The following is a 20,088-nucleotide window of genomic DNA, read 5'->3' as shown; positions in this document are numbered from 1 at the left end:
GCACGCCCCGGCGCGGCCCGCACCCCGCCCACCAGCACCCCCGGAAGGACCTCCCGTGACCGAGCAGGACACCCGCCGACCCAGCCCCCGCCGGTGGGTCGCGCTCGCCGCCGGCCTGGCCCTCGTCGCCGTCGTGGCCGTGGTCGTGGCCGTGACCGGGCAACGGCAGGCACCCCAGCCGGCGGTGGCCGGGGGTCCCGCACCGGCCGCACCCTCGTCGGCCTCCGCACCGGCCGGCCCGCAGGCGCCGGCCGCCGGACCGCCGGCGGACAGCGTGGCCGAGCCGGTCTCGGTGCGCGTCCCCGCCATCGACGTGACCAGCGACCTGCTGCGGCTCGGCCTGGACGACGACGGCGCCGTCGAGGTCCCGCCGCTCGGCCCCGACGACCGGGCCGGCTGGTACGAGCGCGGACCGGCTCCCGGCGCGGTGGGCCCGGCGGTGCTGCTCGGCCACGTGGACTCCGCCGAGCACGGGCCGGGCGTCTTCTTCGACCTGGGTGCCCTGCAGCCCGGTGACGAGATCGAGGTGGCCCGCGCCGACGGCACGGTCGCCGTCTTCGCCGTCGACCGGGTGGAGCGCCACGCGAAGGACGACTTCCCGACCCTCGAGGTCTACGGCGACACCCTCGACGCGCAGTTGCGGCTGATCACCTGCGGCGGGGACTTCGACTCCTCCGCCCGCAGCTACGAGGACAACGTGATCGCCTTCGCCACCCTCGTGGGGACCCGAGCCGCCTGATCAGCTCCGCCGGGCCGGCCGGCGGTCACCGGGACGCGGCGGCCTCGGGGAGTCGTCGCTGTGCAGCGCCGCCGCGCCGCGGCCGCCGGCCTTCACCCGGTAGAGCGCCAGGTCGGCGCGGCGCATGAGCTGGGCGGCGGTGTCGCCGGGGCAGCGCTCGGCGACGCCGGCGGAGACGCCGACCTCGGGCACGAGCGCGCACAGGTGCCGGACCAGCGCGAGCGCCGCGGTGCCGTCCAGGCCGGGGAGCAGGAGGGCGAACTCGTCGCCGCCGTGGCGGGCCAGCAGGGCTCCGGCGGGCAGCGCCGGCCGCCAGCTCCCGGCGACCCGGCGCAGCAGGTGGTCGCCGGCCTCGTGCCCGTCGGTGTCGTTGATCTGCTTGAAGTGGTCGAGGTCGAGCAGCGCCGCGGACAGCGCGACGTCGGGGCGGCGGGTGTGCTCACCGAGCGCCTCGTCGAAGGCCCGCCGGTTGGCCAGCCCCGTGAGGGAGTCGCTGCCCGCATCGGAGGCGCGCAGGACCAGCGCCCGGGTGACGCAGGCCAGGGTGCTCACGACGACCGCCAGGGCCGCGGCGGTCACGGCCGACGCGTCACCGCGGAGCAGCAGCGCACCCGTGGTGACGCCGACGACGGTCGAGACGTGCGCCACGGCCACCCGGCGGTCGGCGAAGAAGCAGGCGATGACGCCGACGAACGCGCTGATCGACGCGCAGATGACAGCGGTGGCGGCATCGGGCGAGAGGACGACGACGGTGCCGATGAGGCAGCTGCCCGCCGTCACCAGCCCGCCGAGGACCACCCGCGGGGGCACGACGTCCCAGCGGAAGATCCCAGCGCCCACCACCACGGCGAGCAGGCCGATCCCGGCGACCAGCCAGCGGCTCCCGGGGTGGTCGCTCCCGCCGCCCGCGGCCAGCACGGCCGTGCTCCCGCCGGCGACGTAGAAGAGCGCCAGCGTCCGGGCCATCACCCGCGGCGAGGTGACGTCCCGCGGGAACGGCTCGGCCGGCACTGCGCTCACCCGGTCCCCATCGGTGCGCGCCCGGAGCTGCTGGAGCGATCCCGGCCGGTCTGCCCCCGACGAGGGGGTCGGCTGCGGGGCACCGTCCGTCCCGGTCCGGCGGGCTGGGAGACTGGCACCCGCGGAACACCCACCGCGTGGACGTCTGCCGGGGACGGTCGAGGCCTCGTCCACCCGTCCCCGCCGTGCGCCTCGCGCACCCGGGGCCCACCGCGAAGGAACGTCGCAGCCTGATGCCGAACGAGCTCGCCGCCGTCCTGTTCGACATGGACGGCACCCTGGTGCAGACCGAGGAGTACTGGGGCGAGGCGATGTTCGAGCTCGCCGCATCGCTGGGCGGCCGCATGTCGCCCGAGGCGCGCGCACGGACGGTCGGGACGAGCATGCGCCGCTCGATGCAGGTGCTGCACGCCGACCTGGGACTCCTCCGCACCGAGGAGCAGCTGCAGGCCGACGCCCGGTGGGTGGAGGAGCGGGTAGCCGAGCTCATGGGCGCCGGGATCACCTGGCAGCCGGGAGCCCGGGACCTGGTGGCGGCGGTCCGGGCCGCGGGGCTGCGCGCCGCCCTGGTGACGACGACGCCGCGCCGGCTCGCCGACATCGTGCTGGGCCGCATCGCGGCCGACCTGGGCGGCAGCCCCTTCGACGTCACCGTGTGCGGCGACGAGGTCCCCGCCCGCAAGCCCGACCCGGCGCCCTACCTCCAGGCGGCCGCCGCGCTGGACGTGGTGCCGTCCGCCTGCGTGGTGGTCGAGGACTCGCTGGTCGGCGTCACCGCCGGGCTGGCCGCCGGGATGGCGGTGCTCGGGGTGCCGGCGATGCAGCCGGTGCCGCCCGCGCCCGGGCTCACGCTGGTGGAGACGCTGACCGGTATCGGCGTGGACGAGCTGGCGGAGGTGCTGGCGGCGGCGCCGGTCGAGCTCGCCGAGCGCTGACGCGCCCCGCGGGCCGCAGCCGGGACCGGCCGGCCGGCCGGAGTCACACCGGGGTGACCGGCAGCGTCGTCCGCCAGCCGGCCGCCGCAGCGGCGTCGGCCGGGAACGGCGGGGGAGTGCCACCGAACTCCGGGCACAGCGCCTGGTGGTCGCACCAGCCGCACAGCCGGCTCTTGTTCGGCCGGAACTCGCCGGTGGCCACCGCCCGCTCGATGGCCGACCAGATGGCCAGGAGGGTCCGCTCGAAGCGGACCAGCTCCGCCTCCTCCGGCGCGTAGGTCAGCGCGTCGCCGTCGCCGAGGTAGAGCAGCTTCAACTGCGCGGCGACGACCCCGCGGGTGCGCCACAGCACCAGCGCGTAGAACTTCATCTGGAACAGCGCCTTGGACTCGAACGCCTCGCGCGGCATGGAGCCGGTCTTGTAGTCGACCACCCGCAGCGCACCGTTCGGGGCGACGTCCAGCCGGTCGACGTAGCCGCGCAGCAGCAGCCCGTCGGGCAGGGTGACCTCGACGAGCTCCTCGCGGCCGGCCGGCTGGATGCGGCGCGGGTCCTCCAGCGCGAAGTACTTCTCGACCAGCTTCCCGGCCGAGGCCAGCCAGGCCGCCACCGACTCCGGGGCGTTGGCGTCGCTCTCGGCGCCGTCCTCCTGCCCGGTCTCGAAGAGCTCGGCGATGCCCGGCTCGTCCCGCAGTTCGGCCCAGGCCGGCTCCACCAGCTCCAGGGCGCTCTCGGGGGTGCGCTGCGCCGGGGGCAGGTCGTAGAGGCGCTCCAGCACCGAGTGGACGAGCGTGCCGCGGACGGCCGCGAGGCTCTCGCGCTCGGGCAGGCGGTCGATGGTGCGGTAGCGGTACAGCAACGGGCAGGTCTTGAAGTCCGCCGCGCGGCTGGGGGAGAGGGAGGGGCGGCGCGGGGCGGCCTCCTCGGCCGGCGCGACCGCTGCCGCGGAGCCGTCGGTCGTCGGGTCGGTCTGCACCATCGCCGTCATGGTCCCGAGGCTAGGTGGCCCCTCCGACAGTTCGGAGCGCCCGCGCCGCATCGGCGTCCGGGGTCGGGGGACGCCGTCCGTAGGCTGACCGCCCGTGACCAGTGAGCAGGAGCCCGGGACCGACGTCGTCGACGAGGCGCCGACCGCGCCGGAGGACGCGCCCGGGGAGGTCCCCGCGCAGCGGGCCGAGCCCGTCGAGGGCGCGTTCGCGGCCGGCGACCGGGTGCAGCTGACCGACCCCAAGGGCCGGTTGCACACGATCGTCCTGACGCCCGGGAAGCAGTTCCACACCCACCGCGGCGCGATCGAGCACGACGACCTCATCGGGGCGCCGGAGGGATCGGTGGTCCACTCGACGGCCAACACCGGCTACCTGGCGCTGCGGCCGCTGCTGGCCGACTACGTGCTCTCCATGCCCCGGGGCGCCCAGGTCATCTACCCGAAGGACGCCGCCCAGATCGTCGGCTTCGGCGACGTCGGGCCGGGGATGCGGGTGCTGGAGGCCGGCGCCGGGTCGGGCGCCCTGAGCTGCTCGCTGCTGCGCGCCGTCGGCTCCGAGGGCTCGCTCACCAGCTACGAGCGGCGCGAGGACTTCCTCGACGTGGCGCGGGCCAACGTCGGCGCCTTCTTCGGGGAGGTGCCGGCCAACTGGAGCCTGCGGCAGGGCGACCTGGCCGACCACCCGGCCGAGGAGGTCGTCGACCGCGTCGTGCTCGACATGCTGGAGCCCTGGGCGGTGCTGCCCACGGTCGCCGCGGCGCTGCGCCCGGGCGGCGTGCTGGTCGGCTACGTGGCGACGGTGACCCAGCTGTCCACCTACGTGGAAGCGCTGCGCGCGCAGGGGGTGTGGACCGAGCCCTACGCCTGGGAGAGCCTGCTGCGGCCGTGGCACGCCGTCGGCCTGGCCGTCCGCCCCGAGCACCGCATGGTCGCCCACACCGCGTTCCTCGTCACGGCGCGCCGCCTGGCCGAGGGCACGGTCGCCCCGGTGCGGCAGCGCCGCGCGCAGAAGCACTGACCCGCCCGGGAGGAGACCAGCCGTGACCGACCCCGCGCCCGGCGCCGCGCGCCCCGACGCCCCGGACGACGCCGCCCTGCGGGAGATCGAGCAGCGGGTGCTGTGGCTGGCGACGGCGATCGTCGACCACGCCAACCGCGTCCGGCCCAACCCCTCGGGCCTCAAGGTCGGCGGTCACCAGGCGTCCAGCGCCTCGATGGTCACGATCATGACGGCGCTGTGGCTGGAGCAGCTGACCGCCGAGGACCGCGTCTCGGTCAAGCCGCACGCCAGCCCGGTGCTGCACGCCCTGGAGTTCCTGCTCGGGCAGCTCGACGCCTCGTGGCTGACCACGCTGCGCGAGTTCGGCGGCCTGCAGTCCTACCCGTCCCGGCTGAAGGACCCCGTCCCGGCCGACTACTCGACCGGCTCGGTCGGCATCGGGGCCACCGCGCCGATCTGGGGGGCGCTGGCCCGCCGCTACGTCAACACGCAGTTCGGCGCGGGCGGCACCGGGCGCCAGTGGTCGCTGGTCGGCGACGCCGAGCTCGACGAGGGCGCCGTCTGGGAGGCCGTGCTCGACCCGATGGTCGCCGAGCTCGGCGAGGTGAACTGGGTCGTTGACCTCAACCGGCAGTCGCTGGACCGGGTCGTCCCCACCATGGGCGCCACCCGGCTGCAGGGCATGTTCACGGCGGCCGGCTGGCAGGTGCTCACCGTCAAGTACGGGCGGCTGCTCGAGGAGCTGTTCACCCGGCCCGGCGGCGCGGAGCTGCGCGACCGGATCGACGGCATGAGCAACGCCGAGTACCAGCGGCTGCTGCGCCGCACCGCCGACGAGGTCCGCCGCGAGCTGCCGGGGGAGGGGCCGGGGGCGGCCGCGGTCTCCGGGCTGGTCGCCGACGTCCCCGACGCCGACCTGCTCGCCGCGGTGCGCAACCTCGGCGGCCACGACCTGACCGCGCTGCGGGCGGCCTTCGCGCAGATCGACGACACCCGCCCCACCGTCGTCATCGCCTACACGCTCAAGGGCTACGGCCTGGCCACCGAGGGCCACCCGCAGAACCACTCCGCGCTGCTCACCGAGGCCCAGCTGCACGAGCTCGCCGCTCGCGTCGGCGTCGACCCGGCCGAGCCGTGGGCCGGCTTCCCGCCCGGCAGCGCTCCGGCCACGCTGCTCGCCGGCGCCGCCGCGCGCCTGGCCCGCCCCCCGGTCGACGACGGCGGCGCACCGGCCGTCCCCGTCGACCTGGGCCGCACCCCCTCGGGGACGGCGACGACGCAGGCGGCGCTGGGGCGCACGCTGCTCGACCTCAACCGGGCCGCGCCGGAGGTGGGCCGGCGGGTGGTCACCGTCAGCCCCGACGTGTCCAGCTCGACCAACCTCGGCGGCTGGGTCAACAAGGTCGGCGTCTGGTCCCACGAGGACCGCCGCGACTGGTTCGCCGACGACGCCGAGACGATCCTGCACTGGCGCGAACGGCCCTCGGGCCAGCACGTGGAGCTGGGCATCGCCGAGACCAACCTCGTCGGCGCCATCGGCGAGCTCGGGGCGACCTGGTCGCGGTGGGGGCAGCCGCTGCTGCCGATCGGCGTCCTCTACGACCCGTTCGTCGAGCGGGCGCTGGAGCCGTGGTCGTTCACCATCTACGCCGGCGGCCAGTCACTGCTGGTCGGCACCCCGTCCGGGGTGACGCTGGCGCCCGAGGGCGGCGCCCACCAGTCGATCACGACCCCGTCGATCGGCCTGGAGCAGCCCGGCTGCCTGTCCTACGAGCCCGCGTTCGCCCTCGACACGGAGTGGTGCCTGCTCGCGGCGCTCGGCCGGATGGGCCGCCCGGGCGGGCAGTCGGCCTACGTGCGGCTCTCCACCCGCCCGGTCGACCAGGCGCTCGCCGCCGTCCCGGCCGACCCGGCCGCCCGCGAGCGGCGACGTCGCCAGGTGGTCGCCGGCGCCTACCCGCTGCGGCGGGTGCCCCGCCCGGCGGTCACGCTGGCCGCGATGGGCGCGGTCGTCCCGGAGGCGCTGGCGGCCGCCGAGCGGCTCGACGGGCTGGGCTTCCCGGCCGACGTCGTCGTCGTGACCAGCCCGGGGCTGCTGTTCCGGGCCGCGCAGGCCCGGCGGGGGCTCGACGAGGCGTCGCCGTGGGTGCTCGACAGCGTCTTCCCGGCCGACCGCGCCACCCCGCTGGTCACCGTCCTCGACGGGCACCCGCACACGCTGGCGTTCCTCGCCGGCGTCCGCGGCGCACCGGCCGCGCACCTGGGCGTGACCCGCTTCGGGCAGAGCGGTGACCTGGACAGCGTGTACCGGTACCACGGTCTGGACGTCGACTCGCTGGTCGGCGCGGCGCTCGACCTGGTCGACTGAGGGGACGTGCCGTCCGCCGGCGCACCGGCGCGGGCACCGACCCCTCGCGCGGCACCCGTGGCGGCGTCCCGCAAGTGCCGTTAGCAGGCGGTCGCGACCTCCGCGAGCCCACGGCGAACTGTCCGCCCGCGTGTATAGATTTGCGTCCTGGCTCCCCCGACAGTGCGGAGGTGCGTGATGGGCCTGGGTCCTGACGAGCTGAAGGCGCGGCGTGAGCGTGACGTCGCCTCGCTGCTCAGCCAGATCTCCTACCTTGAGGAGGAGATCGGCCTGCTCCGCCGCAAGGTGGCCGACAGCCCGCGCCAGGTGCGCGCGCTGGAGGAGCGGATCGCCGAGGCGGAGGGCCGGGCGGCCTTCCTCTCCGAGCGCAACGACAAGCTGGCCGGCACGCTGCGGGACGCCCGCGAGCAGCTGGTCACGCTGAAGGAGGAGGTCGACCGGCTGGGCCAGCCCCCGTCGGGCTACGGCGTCTTCCTCACCTCCTACGAGGACGGCACGGTCGACGTCTTCACCGGCGGCCGCAAGCTGCGGGTCTCCGTCTCGCCCAACGTCGAGGTGGAGGGCCTGCGCGCCGGGCAGGAGGTCATGCTCAACGAGGCGATGAACGTGGTCGAGGCGCGCGACTTCGAGCGCCAGGGCGACGTCGTCATGCTCAAGGAGCTGCTCGAGCCGGTCGACGGCGTCACGCCGCGCGCGCTGGTCATCGGGCACACCGACGAGGAGCGCGTCGTCTACCTCGCCGACTCGCTCACGGGGCAGCCCCTGCGCGTCGGCGACTCCCTGCTGCTGGAGAGCCGGTCGGGCTACGCCTACGAGCGGATCCCCAAGAGCGAGGTCGAGGAGCTCGTCCTCGAGGAGGTCCCCGACATCGACTACGCGGACATCGGCGGCCTCTCCCGGCAGATCGAGCAGATCCGCGACGCCGTCGAGCTGCCGTTCCTGCACGCCGACCTGTTCCGCGAGTTCCAGCTGCGCCCGCCGAAGGGGATCCTGCTCTACGGCCCGCCCGGGTGCGGCAAGACGCTCATCGCCAAGGCGGTGGCCAACTCGCTGGCCAAGAAGGTCGCCGCGGTGCGCGGCGAGGGCGTGAACCAGGCCAAGTCCTACTTCCTGAACATCAAGGGCCCCGAGCTCCTGAACAAGTACGTCGGGGAGACCGAGCGGCACATCCGCCTGGTGTTCCAGCGCGCCCGCGAGAAGGCCAGCGAGGGCACGCCGGTCATCGTGTTCTTCGACGAGATGGACTCGATCTTCCGCACCCGCGGCTCGGGGGTCTCCTCCGACGTCGAGTCGACGATCGTGCCGCAGCTGCTCAGCGAGATCGACGGCGTCGAGGGGTTGGAGAACGTCATCGTCATCGGCGCCTCCAACCGGGAGGACATGATCGACCCGGCGATCCTGCGCCCCGGCCGGCTCGACGTGAAGATCAAGATCGAGCGGCCCGACGCCGAGGCCGCCCGCGACATCTTCAGCAAGTACCTGGTGCCCGACCTGCCCCTGCACGCCGACGACCTGGCCGAGCACGGCGGCAACCGGGAGTCGACGATCGCCGGGATGATCCAGAGCACCGTCGAGCGGATGTACACCGAGAGCGAGGAGAACCGCTTCCTCGAGGTCACCTACGCCAACGGTGACAAGGAGGTCCTCTACTTCAAGGACTTCAACTCCGGCGCCATGCTGCAGAACATCGTCGACCGCGCGAAGAAGATGGCGATCAAGGAGCGGCTGGAGACGGGCACCGGCGGGCTGCGCGTCGGCCACCTCATGCAGGCGTGCCTCGACGAGTTCAAGGAGAACGAGGACCTGCCCAACACGACCAACCCGGACGACTGGGCCCGGATCTCGGGCAAGAAGGGCGAGCGGATCGTCTACATCCGCACGCTGATCAGCGGGAAGGGCAACGAGGCCGGCCGCGCCATCGACACGGCCACCAACACCGGCCAGTACCTCTAGCCACGACGCCCCGGAGGCCCGGCCACCTGCGCGGTGGCCGGGCCGCCCGTCTGTCCGCGGCCGCCCCGAGCCGGCGGCTCGCTGATGATCAGGTGACCTGATCATCAGGGGTCCTGGCTCACGATCGGTGGTGAGCCAGGACCCCTGATGCTGAGCCAGGACGGCGACGGGCCTCAGCCCAGGCGGAGCACCTGGCCGGGGTGGATGAGGCCGGGGTCGGCGCCGATGACGTCGCGGTTGGCGTCGTAGACGGCGGTCCAGTCCAGGCCGGTCGATGCGGCGATCCGCGACAGGGTGTCCCCGGCCTGGACGGTGTACTGCTGCCCGGCGTCGGCCGGCGCGGGAGCGGGTGCCGGGGCCGGGGCCGGGGCCGGTGCCGCGGCACTACCTGCCTTGTCGGCCTCGGTGAGCCCGAGCTTCGCCGAGCACGCCGGCCAGGCGCCCCAGCCCTGCGCGGCGAGGGTCTTCTCGGCGACCGCGATCTGCTGCTCGCGGGTCGCCAGGTCGGCGCGCGAGGCGTACTCCAGGCCGCCGAACGCCTCCCAGGTGGGCTGGTAGAACTGCAGGCCGCCGTAGTAGCCGTTGCCGGTGTTGATCGCCCAGTTGCCGCTGCTCTCGCAGTCCGCGAGGCGGTCCCACGTGGCGCCGTCAGCGGCCGCGGCCGTGCCGGCGCCGAGGAACGGGGCGACCAGCGCGGCCCCGGCGACGGCGACGCCGGCGGCAGTGCGGCGGATGGTGCGGGTGGACGTGCGGGTGGTGCTGCGCTCGGTCATGGTCCTCTCAGAACGGCGGGCGCCCGGACGGCCGGGCCAACGGAGGGCACGGCGCGCTCCACCCACGGAGCCGGATCGACGGAGGAGGCGCGGCCGCTGGGCGGAGAGGGCGCGCGGCGCGTCCTGAGCCTGCGGCGGACCGGCTCGACGGCCGTGATCCGCGCAGGACCCCGATGACCGCTCGGTGCGGCCGGGGCACGACCGAGGCTACGGAACCGTTCCGGCATGTGCCAGGGCACCGGTGCGGCACCCGGGGGGTGGGCGGCCGCGGCCTAGGGTTGGGCCATGAGCGTGCGGCGGGTCATGGGCACCGAGGTCGAGTACGGCATCTCGGTGCCGCGGCAGCCGGGCGCCAACCCGACGACGCTGTCCAGCCTGGTGGTGAACGCCTGGGCGGTGGCCGAGGCGCCCACGCCGCGCCGGCCCCGGTGGGACTTCGAGGAGGAGTCGCCGCTGCGCGACGCCCGCGGCTTCGACCTGACCCCGGCGCAGGCGCTGGACCACAACGACCTCGACGAGGACACCGGGATGGCCAACGTCATCCTGACCAACGGCGCCAGGCTGTACGTGGACCACGCGCACCCGGAGTACTCGACGCCGGAGGTCACCACCCCGCGCGACATCGTGCTGTGGGACAAGGCGGGGGAGCGGGTGATGGCCGAGGCCGCCCGGCGGGCCGCGCAGGTCCCCGGCACGCAGCCCATCCAGCTGTACAAGAACAACACCGACGGCAAGGGCGCCTCCTACGGCGCCCACGAGAACTACCTGATGGACCGGCGGACCCCGTTCATCGACATCATCCGCGGGCTGGTGCCGTTCTTCGTGACCCGCCAGGTGTTCGCCGGGTCGGGCAAGGTCGGCATCGGGGTGGAGAGCCGGACGCCGGGCTTCCAGCTCTCGCAGCGCGCCGACTTCTTCGAGGTCGAGGTCGGCCTGGAGACGACGCTGAAGCGCCCGATCATCAACACCCGCGACGAGCCGCACGCCAACCCCGACGAGTACCGCCGGCTGCACGTGATCATCGGTGACGCGAACCTCGCGGAGCTCTCGACCTACCTGAAGGTCGGGACGACGTCGCTCGTGCTGGCCATGATCGAGGGGCGGGCGCTCCCGCCGGACCTCGCCGTCGAGGAGCCGGTGGCCGAGCTGCAGGCGGTGAGCCACGACCCCTCGCTCACCCACAAGCTGCGGCTGCGCGACGGCCGGCGGCTGACCGCGATCGAGGTGCAGCGGCTGTACCTGGAGCGCGCCGAGCGCTTCGTCGAGACCCGCGGGGAGCGCGACGAGCAGACCGACGACGTGCTGCGTCGCTGGGCCGCGGTGCTCGACGACCTCGAGGCCGACCCGATGCGCCTGGCCGACCAGCTGGACTGGCCGGCCAAGCTGCGCCTGCTGGAGGGCTACCGGTCGCGCGACGGCCTCGAGTGGACCGACTCGCGGCTGCAGATGGTGGACCTGCAGTACTCCGACGTCCGGCCGGACAAGGGGCTGTACAACCGGCTGGTCGCGCGCGGGGCGATGCAGCGCCTGCTCACCGACGAGGAGGTGGCCCGGGCCGTGCTCGCGCCGCCGTCGGACACCCGGGCGTTCTTCCGCGGCGAGTGCCTGCGCCGCTTCCCCGCGCAGATCGCCGCGGCCTCGTGGGACTCGGTGGTCTTCGACCTGGGGCGGGAGAACCTGGTGCGCATCCCGACGATGGAGCCGCTGCGCGGCACACGGGAGCACGTGGGGGCCCTGTTCGAGGCCTCGGCGACCGCGCAGGAGCTGGTGGACACGATCACCGGCCCCTGACCGGCCGTCCACGGGCACCTCGGCGTCCACCGCGCCCGGCCGGTGGCCGCCGGATGTCGGCTGCTGCGGGTAGCTTCTCGATCAGCACCAGCCACGAGAAGGACCGGAGGGCAGCATGGCCACCAGGGACACCGGCGGGCAGCAGAAGGCGACGCGGTCGCGCGAGGAGAACGAGGAGATCGAGGCCTCGGTCGACTCCGACGTCGCCGAGCGCCACGAGAAGATGTCCGAGGACGTCGACTCGCTCCTGGACGAGATCGACGACGTGCTCGAGGAGAACAGCGAAGAATTCGTGCGTGCTTACGTACAAAAAGGCGGCCAGTGATCGATCTCGTTCGTAACTGCTGCTGATGGACACGAGGTTCTGTCGCGATTGCGGCCGGCATCGTCCGGCCAGCGCATCCACAGCGAACAAGCATTCTCGCGACGGCCTCGCGTTCTACTGCCGGAGCATCTCGCCGATCGGCCCGCGCGCAGCCGGGACGCGCGGCGGGTGAAGCCGCGCGTCAACCGACGCGCACCGGACGGCCTGGTGGCGGTCCCGAGCGAGCTCGAGTGGTTACGCGACCTACTGCCCGCCCTGCCACAACCAGCGGGGCAGGGCGTCACGGGCGAAGGTCGGTGGATCTCGCACTCATCACTTGTCCCGTCGGTACGGGACCACTGCCCCCGAGGCTGACCTCATGCTCGAGTCGCAGGGCGGGGTGTGCGCCATCTGCCGCACCGCGTCGCCGACGCACGTCGAGCACGACCACGCGACCGGCGCCGTTCGCGCGCTGCTGTGCTTCACCTGCAACGGCGGCCTCGGTCAGTTCCGCGACGACCCAGCGCTCCTCTACATGGCCGCCTTCCACGTCGAGCACCACGAGCAGCAGCAGGCGATGGCTCTCCTCCGGGAAGCCATCACGGAGGACCCGGACGGCCGAGCCGACGTCAGCGGCCGCCGGTAGGGTCGCTGACGACGTCCGGGACCGCGTCCGAGCAGCACGGAGCGGTACCCGGCAGGCTGCGGTGCACGCCGGCGGGAGCAGGCGGGAGAGGCGGATGGGTGAACGAGTCGTCAGCTGGCCGGAGCGGGTTCCCGCCCGCCTACCTGGACCGGGTGGGTTCCTCGTTCACCGACTTCCTGGCCGCGTCCGCGCCCGACCTGCTGCCCGGTCGGCGCCCGGTCCCGCAGCTGCCCGTGGGTGACGTCGCACCGCACGGCACCACGATCGTGGCGGCCACCTACGAGGGCGGCGTCCTCATGGGCGGCGACCGGCGCGCCACCATGGGCAACCTGATCTCCAGCCGCGACATCGAGAAGGTCTACCCGGCCGACTCCTACAGCGTCATCGGCATCGCCGGGGCCGCGGGCATCGCCATCGAGATGGTCAAGCTCTACCAGGTCGAGCTCGAGCACTACGAGAAGATCGAGGGCCTCACCCTCAGCCTCGACGGCAAGGCCAACCGGCTCGCCCAGATGATCCGCGGCAACCTCGGCGCGGCGCTGCAGGGCCTGGCCGTCGTCCCGCTGTTCGCGGGCTTCGACCTCGACGCCGCGCCCGGCGAGCTCCCGGGCCGCATCTTCAGCTACGACGTCACCGGCGGGAACTACGAGGAGCGCGGCTACTCCGCCGTGGGCTCCGGCTCGCTGTTCGCCCGCAACAGCCTCAAGAAGACCTGGCGCCGCGGCCTGGACGCCGCAGAAGCGACCCGCACCGTGGTCGAGGCCCTCTACGACGCCGCCGACGACGACTCCGCCACCGGCGGCCCCGACCCGGTGCGGCGGCTCTACCCGATCGTCTACCGGGTGGACGCCGAGGGCACCGTCCGGCTGACCGACGCCGAGGTCGCCGCCGTCGCGGACGCCATCGTCGCCGAGCGCGCGGCCGCCGAGCGCCAGAACTCCGCCGGGGAGGCCTGAGCCATGACCATGCCGTACTACGCCTCAGCCGAGCAGGTCATGCGCGACCGCTCGGAGTACGCCCGCAAGGGCATCTCCCGCGGCCGCAGCGTCGCCGTCGTCACCTACGCCGACGGCGTCCTGTTCATCGCCGAGAACCCCAGCTCCACGCTGCACAAGGTCGGCGAGATCTACGACCGCATCGGCTTCGCCGCCGTGGGCCGCTACAGCGAGTTCGAGAGCCTGCGGGTCGCCGGCGTCCGCCTCGCCGACGTGCGCGGCTACTCCTACAACCGGCGCGACGTCACCGGCCGGGTCATCGCCAACGCCTACGCCCAGACCCTCGGGGCGATCTTCACCGAGCAGATGAAGCCCTACGAGGTCGAGCTCTGCGTCGCCGAGGTGGGCGAGAGCCCCGAGCGCGACCAGCTGTACCGGCTCACCTTCGACGGCTCGGTCGTCGACGAGCCCGACTTCGTGGTGATGGGCGGGCAGGCCGACACCGTCACCACCCACCTGCGCGAGAACTTCCACCGCGGCATGGGCCTGGCCGACGCGCTCCGCGTCGGTGTCGACGCGCTCTCGGCGGTCAGCCCGGCCACCGCCGGGGCCGGTGACGGCGGCCCCACGCGGCTGACCGCCCAGCAGCTGGAGGTCGCCGTCCTCGACCGCCGGCGGCCCAAGCGGGCGTTCCGCCGCGTCGTCGGCGCTGCGCTGCACACCCTGCTCGGCGACGGCCAGACCGGCGAGACGGAGGCACCCCCGCCCGGGCACGTGCCCAGCCACCCCGCGCCGGGCACGCCCGCCGGTCTGGGTGATCCGGCGGCGCCCGACACCGCCGGTGGCACGCCCGACACCGGCGAGGGGCACCCGCAGAGCGATCGGTGAACGCCGTCGGTGGCGGGGTAGGGGAGCGGGCATGCCGGACTACGAGCTCAACGACGACGCGGTCACCCGGGCGAAGAAGCTGATCGACGACGGCGAGTTCGACGACCGGACCGAGTGGTCCGACGCCGCACCGTCGGCCGACGACGGCAACGCCGAGATCGACGCGCACGGCTGGGAGGGCTACGCCGCCTGGCACCTCGCCGTCGACCCGGACGCCGGGGAGCAGACCAAGAAGCGCTACCACTTCCCGTACGGCGACTTCTCGAAGGTCAACCGGGCGGCGCTGATCCACGGCAAGCAGCGGGCGTCGCAGAACGGGCACGACGAGATCGAGCGCGCCTTCGACGGGCTCCTGCAGCGGCTCGACGCGAAGCGGTAGCGCTCCCGCGGTCCGGCGGCGGGCCGCTGTCGCTCCCGGCGCCTAGTCTCGAACCGTGGAACGACGGATCTTCGGCATCGAGACCGAGTACGGCGTCACGTGCACCTTCAAGGGGCAGCGGCGGCTCTCGCCGGACGAGGTCGCCCGCTACCTGTTCCGCCGGGTCGTGTCGTGGGGCCGCAGCTCCAACGTGTTCCTGCGCAACGGCTCGCGGCTCTACCTCGACGTCGGCAGCCACCCCGAGTACGCCACAGCGGAGTGCGACGACCTCGGCGAGCTCGTCGTCCACGACAAGGCCGGCGAGCGCATCCTCGAAGGGCTGCTGGTCGACGCCGAGCAGCGCCTGGCCGAGGAGGGCGTCACCGGCGACATCTACCTGTTCAAGAACAACACCGACTCCGCCGGCAACAGCTACGGCTGCCACGAGAACTACCTCGTCGGCCGGCACGGCGAGTTCGGCCGGCTCGCCGACGTCCTGATCCCGTTCCTGGTCAGCCGGCAGATCGTCGTCGGCGCCGGCAAGGTGCTGCAGACCCCGCGCGGGGCCCTGTACTGCGTCAGCCAGCGCGCCGAGCACATCTGGGAGGGCGTCTCCAGCGCCACCACCCGGTCCCGGCCGATCATCAACACCCGTGACGAGCCGCACGCCGACGCCGAGCGCTACCGCCGCCTGCACGTGATCGTCGGAGACTCGAACATGAGCGAGACGACCACGCTGCTCAAGGTCACCATGACCGACCTCGTGCTGCGCATGATCGAGGCGGGCACCCCGATCCGGGACATGACGCTGGAGAACCCGATCCGGGCGATCCGCGAGATCAGCCACGACATGACCGGACGGCGCAAGGTGCGGCTGGCCGGCGGACGCGAGATGTCGGCGCTGGAGATCCAGTCGGAGTACCACAGCCGGGCCACCGAGTTCGCCGACCGCGAGGGCGCCACCCCCGTGCACCGCCAGATGCTCGAGTTGTGGGGGCGGGTGCTCAAGGCCGTCGACAGCGAGGACCTGAGCCTGATCGACCGCGAGATCGACTGGGCCATCAAGTACAACCTGCTCGAGCGCTACCGGGCCAAGCGCGACCTGCCGCTGTCCTCCCCGCGCATCGCCCAGATGGACCTCGCCTACCACGACATCAGCCGCACCCGCGGGTTGTACTACCTGCTCGAGCGCAACGGCCAGGTCGACCGCGTGGCCCACGAACCGCGCATCTTCGAGGCCAAGAACGTGCCCCCGCAGACCACCCGGGCCCGGCTGCGCGGCGAGTTCATCCGCAAGGCGCAGGAGAAGCGGCGCGACTTCACCGTCGACTGGGTGCACCTCAAGCTCAACGACCAGGCCCAGCGCACCGTGCTGTGCAAGGACCCGTTCAAGTCCGTCGACGAGCGCGTCGAGAAGCTCATCGCGTCGATGTGATCTGCGGTCCTCCGGACCGCACCGCGGCCAGGTGCCGTCCCGGCCTGCGTGGAGCCGCTGCTTCGCGCCTGCGCGGGACCCTCCGGGCCCCACTCGGCGCGATCTCACTCGCCGGGGGCGGTCCCTCCCGTCTCCACGGCCGCAGGCGCGGTCTCGAGGTCCACGGGCACCTGGAGGGCGGCGTAGCGGCCGGCGGCGGCCGCCGCCAGGAAGTAGGCGCGCTCCTCGGGGTAGCCGCGGCCCATCGTGCTCAGCGGCACCGGCGAGAGCCCCAGCGCCGTCTCCAGCCCGTCGGTGTCCACCCAGACGACGGTGTTGCGCTCCGGCTGGCTCGCGAGGTCCTCGTCGACCTGCCCGCCGAGCTCGGAGGAGAGCCCCCGCGGCGCCACCAGCGTCACGCCGCCCAGCGCGACCCGCCCGAACGCGGTCAGCGAGTGGTGCGAGACGCCGCGGTGCCGCGGGCGGGGGTCGGCGTCGGAGATGCGCAGCGCCCCGACGGGCACCCCGCCGAGCACGCTGACGGCGTTGCACGCCTCACCGGCGGCCACCCCCGAGAAGCCCCACGGCGTCCCCGTGCCCAGGTTCCCGGGCCCCTGGGTGACGATCGCCAGGTCGGCGCCCAGCACGTGCCGGGCGGCCAGCAGCCCGGTGTGCAGGGTGACCGCCTCCAGGTCGCCCCCGAAGGCCTGGCCCACGGTGACCACGCCGGCCAGCGAGTTCTTCAGCGCGCCCACCGTGCGGGAGAACGCCGCGGGCAGCGCCCCGCCGTCGGTCATCACGTAGGCGACCTTCAGGTCCGGGTCGGTGGCGAGCATCCCGATCAGCACCGCCGGCAGCGCCGAGTGCAGGTCCGCCACGACCACCGGCATCCCGTCGAGGTCCTCGGCGTCGGCGATCGTCGCGTGGTGCTCGGTCTCCTGCTCGTCGACGCCCTGCACCATCACCTGCAGCGGCGTGTACCGGGCCTTCACCAGGTGCCCGGGGCCCTCCGGGTCCGGCGGCAGCCGGTCGGGGACGGCGACCACGAGGGCGTAACCGCCGGTGCCCAGGCCCCGGGCCAGCGCCGTCGTGTTGAGCAGCACGTCGTCGCCCACCTCGGGCACGCCCACCAGCGAGGGGTACGCCAGCGCCCGCAGCTCGCCCTCGCCGGCCACCTCGGCGGTCAGCTCCAGCGCGTCCCGCCAGGAGCGACCGGTCGCGGTGACCCGCCCGCGCCGCCAGCGGATCCGGGACGCGGGCGCGGGGGGAGCAGCACTGGTCATACCCGCAGGCTATCCAGGGGGCCGGCGCGCGGCCGGGCGGCAGCGGGCCCGCGGCGGCCTGACTAGCCTGAGGGCCATGGCGGCCAAGCGGGCGGAACGACTGGTCAACCTGGTCATCGCGCTGCTGAGCACCCGGCAGTACGTGACGGCGGCGCGCATCCGCGCCACCGTGCCGGGCTACGAGGCCGACGACGGCACCGACCGGGCCGACGAGGCGTTCAAGCGCATGTTCGAGCGCGACAAGGCCGAGCTGCGCGAGATGGGCGTGCCCCTGGAGACCGGCCGCACCAGCGTCTTCGACACCGAGGACGGCTACCGCATCGCCCGGGCCGACTACGAGCTCCCCGAGATCCACCTGACCGGCGAGGAGGCCGCCGCCGTCGGCCTGGCGCTGCGCTTCTGGGAGTCCGCGCAGCTCGCCGGGGCCGCGCAGAGCGCCCTGGTCAAGCTGCGCGCCGCCGGGGTCGACGTCGACTCCTCCCGCACGCTGCCGATCAAGCCCCGGATCGACCGCGGCGAGGCCGCCTTCGAGCCCTGCTACGCCGCGGCACGCGACCGGCGCCGGCTCCAGTTCGACTACCGGCGCCCCGACGAGGACACCGCCGTCCGCCGCGACGTGCAGCCGTGGGGCGTCGTCGCCTGGCGCGGACGCTGGTACATGGTCGGCCAGGACCTCGACCGCCAGGCACCGCGGGTGTTCCGGCTCTCCCGCGTCGTCGGCCGGCCCGCGGCCGTGGGCCCGGCCGGGGCCTTCGAGCCGCCGGCCGACCTCGACCTGACCGCGGTCGTCGCCGGGCAGCAGGTGCAGGGGGAGGAGCAGCTGGTGGTGGTGCGGGCCCGGCCCGGCACCGCCGTGGGGCTGCGCCGGCACGCCACCTCGCTCGGCCCGGCCGACGACGGCAGCGGCGGGGTGGAGGACCGGCTGGAACTGCGCACCACCGAGCCCCGGGCGCTGGCCGACCAGATCGCCGCCCACGGCCCCGACGTCGTCGTGGAGGCGCCGACCTCGATGCGGGACGCCGTCGTCGCCCGGCTGACCCGCCTGGCCGCGCTGGAGGTGCGCGCGTGACCGCCACCGGCACCACCGACCGGATGACGCGGCTGCTGGCCCTCGTCCCGTACCTCACCGCCCGCCCCGAGGGGGTGGCGGTCGCCGAGGCCGCGCGCGACTTCGGCGTGCCGGAGCGGCAGCTGCAGCGCGACCTCGAGCTGCTGTGGATGTGCGGCCTTCCCGGCTACGGCCCGGGCGACCTGATCGACGTCGCCTTCGAGGGCGACCGGGTGCGGGTCACCTTCGACGCCGGGATGGTGCGCCCGCTGCGGCTGACCACCGACGAGGCCGTCGCGCTCGTCGTGGCGCTGCGCACGCTGCTGGAGCTGCCCGGCCTGGCCGAGCGCGACGCGGTGAGCCGGGCGCTGGCCAAGGTGTCGGCGGCGGCCGGGGACGCCGCGGCCCGGATGGCCCCGCTGGCCGTGAGCGTCGACGCCCGCGAGGAGACCCTGGCGATCGCCCGCCGCGCGCTCCAGGACGGGCGGGCGGTGCACCTGCACTACTACGTGCCGGCCCGCGACGAGCGCACTGAGCGGACGGTGGACCCGATGCAGCTGCTGTACGTCGACGGCCACTGGTACCTGGAGGCCTGGTGCCGCCGGGCCGAGGGCGTCCGGCTGTTCCGGCTGGACCGGGTCGACGAGGCGACGGTCCTGGACGAGCCGGCCGCGGCACCGCCCCAGGCCACCAGCCGCAGCATCGACGACGGCCTGTACCAGCCCGGGCCCGGCACCCCCGCCGTCCGGCTCCGGCTGGACCGCAGCGCCCGCTGGGTCGCCGACTACTACCCGACCGAGGACGTCACCCCCGTGGACGACCCGCCCGGCGGGCTGGCCGTCACGGTCCGCACCGCGGACCTGGCCTGGGCGCGGCGGCTGGTCGCCCTGCTGGGCGGCAGCGCGGTGGTGGAGGAGCCGGCCGAGCTCGGGGCCCAGGTGGCCGCCGAGGCGCGGGCCGCCCTGGCCCGGTACGGGCTCGCGCCCGGCGACGCGGGCTAGGGTGCGGCCGTGGTGTTCTGGATCGTGCTCGGCGTGGTCGTCGTCCTGGCGTTCGCCGTCCTCGGCGTGGTCGTCCACGGGGTGCTCGGGGCCGTCGGCCGGCTCACGCGGGAGCTGGCCGCAGCCGAAGCGGAGGTCGCCCCCGTGCGCGCCGGGCTGCAGGACTCCGCCGACCGGGCCGCGCGGCTGCGCGACGCCCGGGCGTCGGTGGGCTGAACGCCCGACGAACCCGCGCGCAGGCCTCTGGGAATCGGCGCCCGGCGGCGTAGCATCGCCGCAGCACCCACACCTCTGGAGGACGCGCCATGGCCGGACTCGGCCCCCTGGAGATCGGCCTGATCATCCTGGCCATCCTGCTGCTCTTCGGCTACAAGAAGCTGCCCGACGCCTCGCGCTCGCTCGGCCGCTCGCTGCGCATCTTCAAGGGCGAGATGAAGGGCATGAAGGACGACGACGTCCGCAGCAAGGACGCCGCGCGCACCACGCCGGTGCGCGGGGAGATCGTCGCGCCCGCGTCGCCGGCCTCGGACGACCAGGCCGCGCGGCTGCAGGAGGAGGCGCGCCAGGCCGAGCTGCGGGCCGCGGAGCTGCGGGCCCAGGCCGACCAGGCGCGCGCCGCCGACCGCACCCGCTGACCGCACCGC

At 74.3% G+C, this 20,088-nt stretch carries 20 protein-coding genes; 16 read left to right on the top strand and 4 right to left on the bottom strand.

Annotation, left to right across the window (positions count from 1 at the left end):
- Positions 1–55 precede the first annotated feature (55 nt).
- Positions 56–739, top strand: a complete 684-nt coding sequence (locus E9549_RS16025; RefSeq protein ID WP_236827565.1) for a class F sortase — start codon at positions 56–58, stop codon at positions 737–739.
- Here the strand turns inward: E9549_RS16025 and E9549_RS16020 are convergent, their stop codons facing one another.
- Positions 740–1,759 carry a GGDEF domain-containing protein gene (locus E9549_RS16020; protein WP_308113114.1) on the bottom strand — a complete coding sequence of 340 codons (1,020 nt, stop codon included), beginning with the start codon at positions 1,757–1,759 and terminating at the stop codon, positions 740–742.
- 233 nt (positions 1,760–1,992) lie between these two features.
- Between E9549_RS16020 and E9549_RS16015 the strand changes: the two genes are divergently transcribed.
- Positions 1,993–2,694, top strand: a complete 702-nt coding sequence (locus E9549_RS16015) for an HAD family phosphatase (protein WP_236827563.1) — start codon at positions 1,993–1,995, stop codon at positions 2,692–2,694.
- 43 nt (positions 2,695–2,737) lie between these two features.
- Here the strand turns inward: E9549_RS16015 and E9549_RS16010 are convergent, their stop codons facing one another.
- Positions 2,738–3,682 (bottom strand): PD-(D/E)XK nuclease family protein, encoded by a 945-nt coding sequence (locus tag E9549_RS16010; RefSeq protein ID WP_236827561.1) that lies wholly within the window; start codon positions 3,680–3,682, stop codon positions 2,738–2,740.
- A gap of 94 nt (positions 3,683–3,776) precedes the next feature.
- Here E9549_RS16010 and E9549_RS16005 point away from each other — a divergent pair, with 94 nt between their 5' ends.
- The 3 genes from E9549_RS16005 (at position 3,777) to arc (ending at position 9,003) form a co-directional block, all read left to right on the top strand.
- Entirely contained in the window at positions 3,777–4,700 is a 924-nt protein-coding gene (locus E9549_RS16005; RefSeq protein ID WP_308113112.1) for a tRNA (adenine-N1)-methyltransferase, read from the top strand.
- A gap of 22 nt (positions 4,701–4,722) precedes the next feature.
- The gene (locus E9549_RS16000) at positions 4,723–7,050 is read left to right on the top strand and encodes a hypothetical protein (RefSeq protein ID WP_236827559.1); all 2,328 of its coding nucleotides are present in this window, start codon (positions 4,723–4,725) and stop codon (positions 7,048–7,050) included.
- 177 nt (positions 7,051–7,227) lie between these two features.
- Positions 7,228–9,003 carry a proteasome ATPase gene (gene arc, locus E9549_RS15995; RefSeq protein ID WP_236827558.1) on the top strand — a complete coding sequence of 592 codons (1,776 nt, stop codon included), beginning with the start codon at positions 7,228–7,230 and terminating at the stop codon, positions 9,001–9,003.
- 173 nt (positions 9,004–9,176) lie between these two features.
- On the opposite strand, the gene E9549_RS15990 is transcribed toward arc, so the two are convergent.
- Positions 9,177–9,776, bottom strand: coding sequence for a transglycosylase family protein (locus E9549_RS15990; protein ID WP_304505785.1), 600 nt, complete (start codon positions 9,774–9,776; stop codon positions 9,177–9,179).
- A gap of 285 nt (positions 9,777–10,061) precedes the next feature.
- Between E9549_RS15990 and dop the strand changes: the two genes are divergently transcribed.
- The 7 genes from dop (at position 10,062) to pafA (ending at position 16,133) form a co-directional block, all read left to right on the top strand.
- Entirely contained in the window at positions 10,062–11,567 is a 1,506-nt protein-coding gene (gene dop, locus E9549_RS15985) for a depupylase/deamidase Dop (RefSeq protein ID WP_255715235.1), read from the top strand.
- Positions 11,568–11,682: 115 nt separating this feature from the next.
- Positions 11,683–11,892, top strand: a complete 210-nt coding sequence (locus E9549_RS15980; RefSeq protein WP_091932414.1) for a ubiquitin-like protein Pup — start codon at positions 11,683–11,685, stop codon at positions 11,890–11,892.
- Positions 11,893–12,250: 358 nt separating this feature from the next.
- Complete coding sequence (locus tag E9549_RS15975; protein WP_236827556.1) at positions 12,251–12,517, top strand: endonuclease VII domain-containing protein; 267 nt, start codon at positions 12,251–12,253, stop codon at positions 12,515–12,517.
- Between the two features lie 98 nt (positions 12,518–12,615).
- Positions 12,616–13,473 (top strand): proteasome subunit beta, encoded by an 858-nt coding sequence (gene prcB, locus E9549_RS15970; protein ID WP_236827554.1) that lies wholly within the window; start codon positions 12,616–12,618, stop codon positions 13,471–13,473.
- A gap of 3 nt (positions 13,474–13,476) precedes the next feature.
- Entirely contained in the window at positions 13,477–14,340 is an 864-nt protein-coding gene (prcA, locus tag E9549_RS15965; RefSeq protein WP_236827552.1) for a proteasome subunit alpha, read from the top strand.
- 31 nt (positions 14,341–14,371) lie between these two features.
- Complete coding sequence (locus tag E9549_RS15960) at positions 14,372–14,719, top strand: hypothetical protein (protein WP_236827551.1); 348 nt, start codon at positions 14,372–14,374, stop codon at positions 14,717–14,719.
- A gap of 55 nt (positions 14,720–14,774) precedes the next feature.
- Positions 14,775–16,133 (top strand): Pup--protein ligase, encoded by a 1,359-nt coding sequence (gene pafA, locus E9549_RS15955; RefSeq protein WP_236827549.1) that lies wholly within the window; start codon positions 14,775–14,777, stop codon positions 16,131–16,133.
- Between the two features lie 104 nt (positions 16,134–16,237).
- Here pafA and E9549_RS15950 read toward each other — a convergent pair whose 3' ends face one another.
- Positions 16,238–17,395 carry a DUF3866 family protein gene (locus E9549_RS15950; protein WP_236827547.1) on the bottom strand — a complete coding sequence of 386 codons (1,158 nt, stop codon included), beginning with the start codon at positions 17,393–17,395 and terminating at the stop codon, positions 16,238–16,240.
- A gap of 76 nt (positions 17,396–17,471) precedes the next feature.
- On the opposite strand from E9549_RS15950, the gene E9549_RS15945 reads away from it, so the two are divergent.
- The 4 genes from E9549_RS15945 (at position 17,472) to tatA (ending at position 20,079) form a co-directional block, all read left to right on the top strand.
- Entirely contained in the window at positions 17,472–18,464 is a 993-nt protein-coding gene (locus E9549_RS15945) for a YafY family protein (protein WP_236827545.1), read from the top strand.
- Positions 18,461–19,444: a YafY family protein gene (locus E9549_RS15940; RefSeq protein WP_236827543.1), complete on the top strand. Its 984-nt coding sequence runs from the start codon at positions 18,461–18,463 to the stop codon at positions 19,442–19,444. The genes E9549_RS15945 and E9549_RS15940 overlap by 4 nt, the downstream gene beginning before the upstream one ends.
- A 9-nt stretch (positions 19,445–19,453) precedes the next feature.
- On the top strand, positions 19,454–19,660 hold the full coding sequence (locus E9549_RS15935) for a hypothetical protein (protein ID WP_236827542.1): 207 nt from the start codon (positions 19,454–19,456) through the stop codon (positions 19,658–19,660).
- Between the two features lie 89 nt (positions 19,661–19,749).
- A complete protein-coding gene (gene tatA / locus E9549_RS15930) occupies positions 19,750–20,079 on the top strand; it encodes a Sec-independent protein translocase subunit TatA (protein ID WP_236827541.1) in 330 nt (109 codons plus the stop codon).
- The last annotated feature ends 9 nt before the right edge of the window (positions 20,080–20,088 follow it).

It is taken from the genome of Blastococcus sp. MG754426, assembly GCF_021699055.1.
In the GTDB taxonomy this organism is placed as follows: domain Bacteria; phylum Actinomycetota; class Actinomycetes; order Mycobacteriales; family Geodermatophilaceae; genus Blastococcus.
This window is presented reverse-complemented; position numbering and strand designations above follow the sequence as displayed.

What these genes read in the sequence shown, in the direction of transcription:
- E9549_RS16015 (WP_236827563.1), top strand. Translation starts at nt 1,993, where the DNA reads ATGCCGAACGAGCTCGCCGCCGTCCTGTTCGACATGGACGGCACCCTG.
- E9549_RS16010 (WP_236827561.1), bottom strand. Translation starts at nt 3,682, where the DNA reads ATGACGGCGATGGTGCAGACCGACCCGACGACCGACGGCTCCGCGGCA.
- arc (WP_236827558.1), top strand. Translation starts at nt 7,228, where the DNA reads ATGGGCCTGGGTCCTGACGAGCTGAAGGCGCGGCGTGAGCGTGACGTC.
- E9549_RS15990 (WP_304505785.1), bottom strand. Translation starts at nt 9,776, where the DNA reads ATGACCGAGCGCAGCACCACCCGCACGTCCACCCGCACCATCCGCCGC.
- dop (WP_255715235.1), top strand. Translation starts at nt 10,062, where the DNA reads ATGAGCGTGCGGCGGGTCATGGGCACCGAGGTCGAGTACGGCATCTCG.
- E9549_RS15980 (WP_091932414.1), top strand. Translation starts at nt 11,683, where the DNA reads ATGGCCACCAGGGACACCGGCGGGCAGCAGAAGGCGACGCGGTCGCGC.
- E9549_RS15975 (WP_236827556.1), top strand. Translation starts at nt 12,251, where the DNA reads ATGCTCGAGTCGCAGGGCGGGGTGTGCGCCATCTGCCGCACCGCGTCG.
- prcA (WP_236827552.1), top strand. Translation starts at nt 13,477, where the DNA reads ATGACCATGCCGTACTACGCCTCAGCCGAGCAGGTCATGCGCGACCGC.
- E9549_RS15960 (WP_236827551.1), top strand. Translation starts at nt 14,372, where the DNA reads ATGCCGGACTACGAGCTCAACGACGACGCGGTCACCCGGGCGAAGAAG.
- E9549_RS15950 (WP_236827547.1), bottom strand. Translation starts at nt 17,395, where the DNA reads ATGACCAGTGCTGCTCCCCCCGCGCCCGCGTCCCGGATCCGCTGGCGG.
- E9549_RS15945 (WP_236827545.1), top strand. Translation starts at nt 17,472, where the DNA reads ATGGCGGCCAAGCGGGCGGAACGACTGGTCAACCTGGTCATCGCGCTG.
- tatA (WP_236827541.1), top strand. Translation starts at nt 19,750, where the DNA reads ATGGCCGGACTCGGCCCCCTGGAGATCGGCCTGATCATCCTGGCCATC.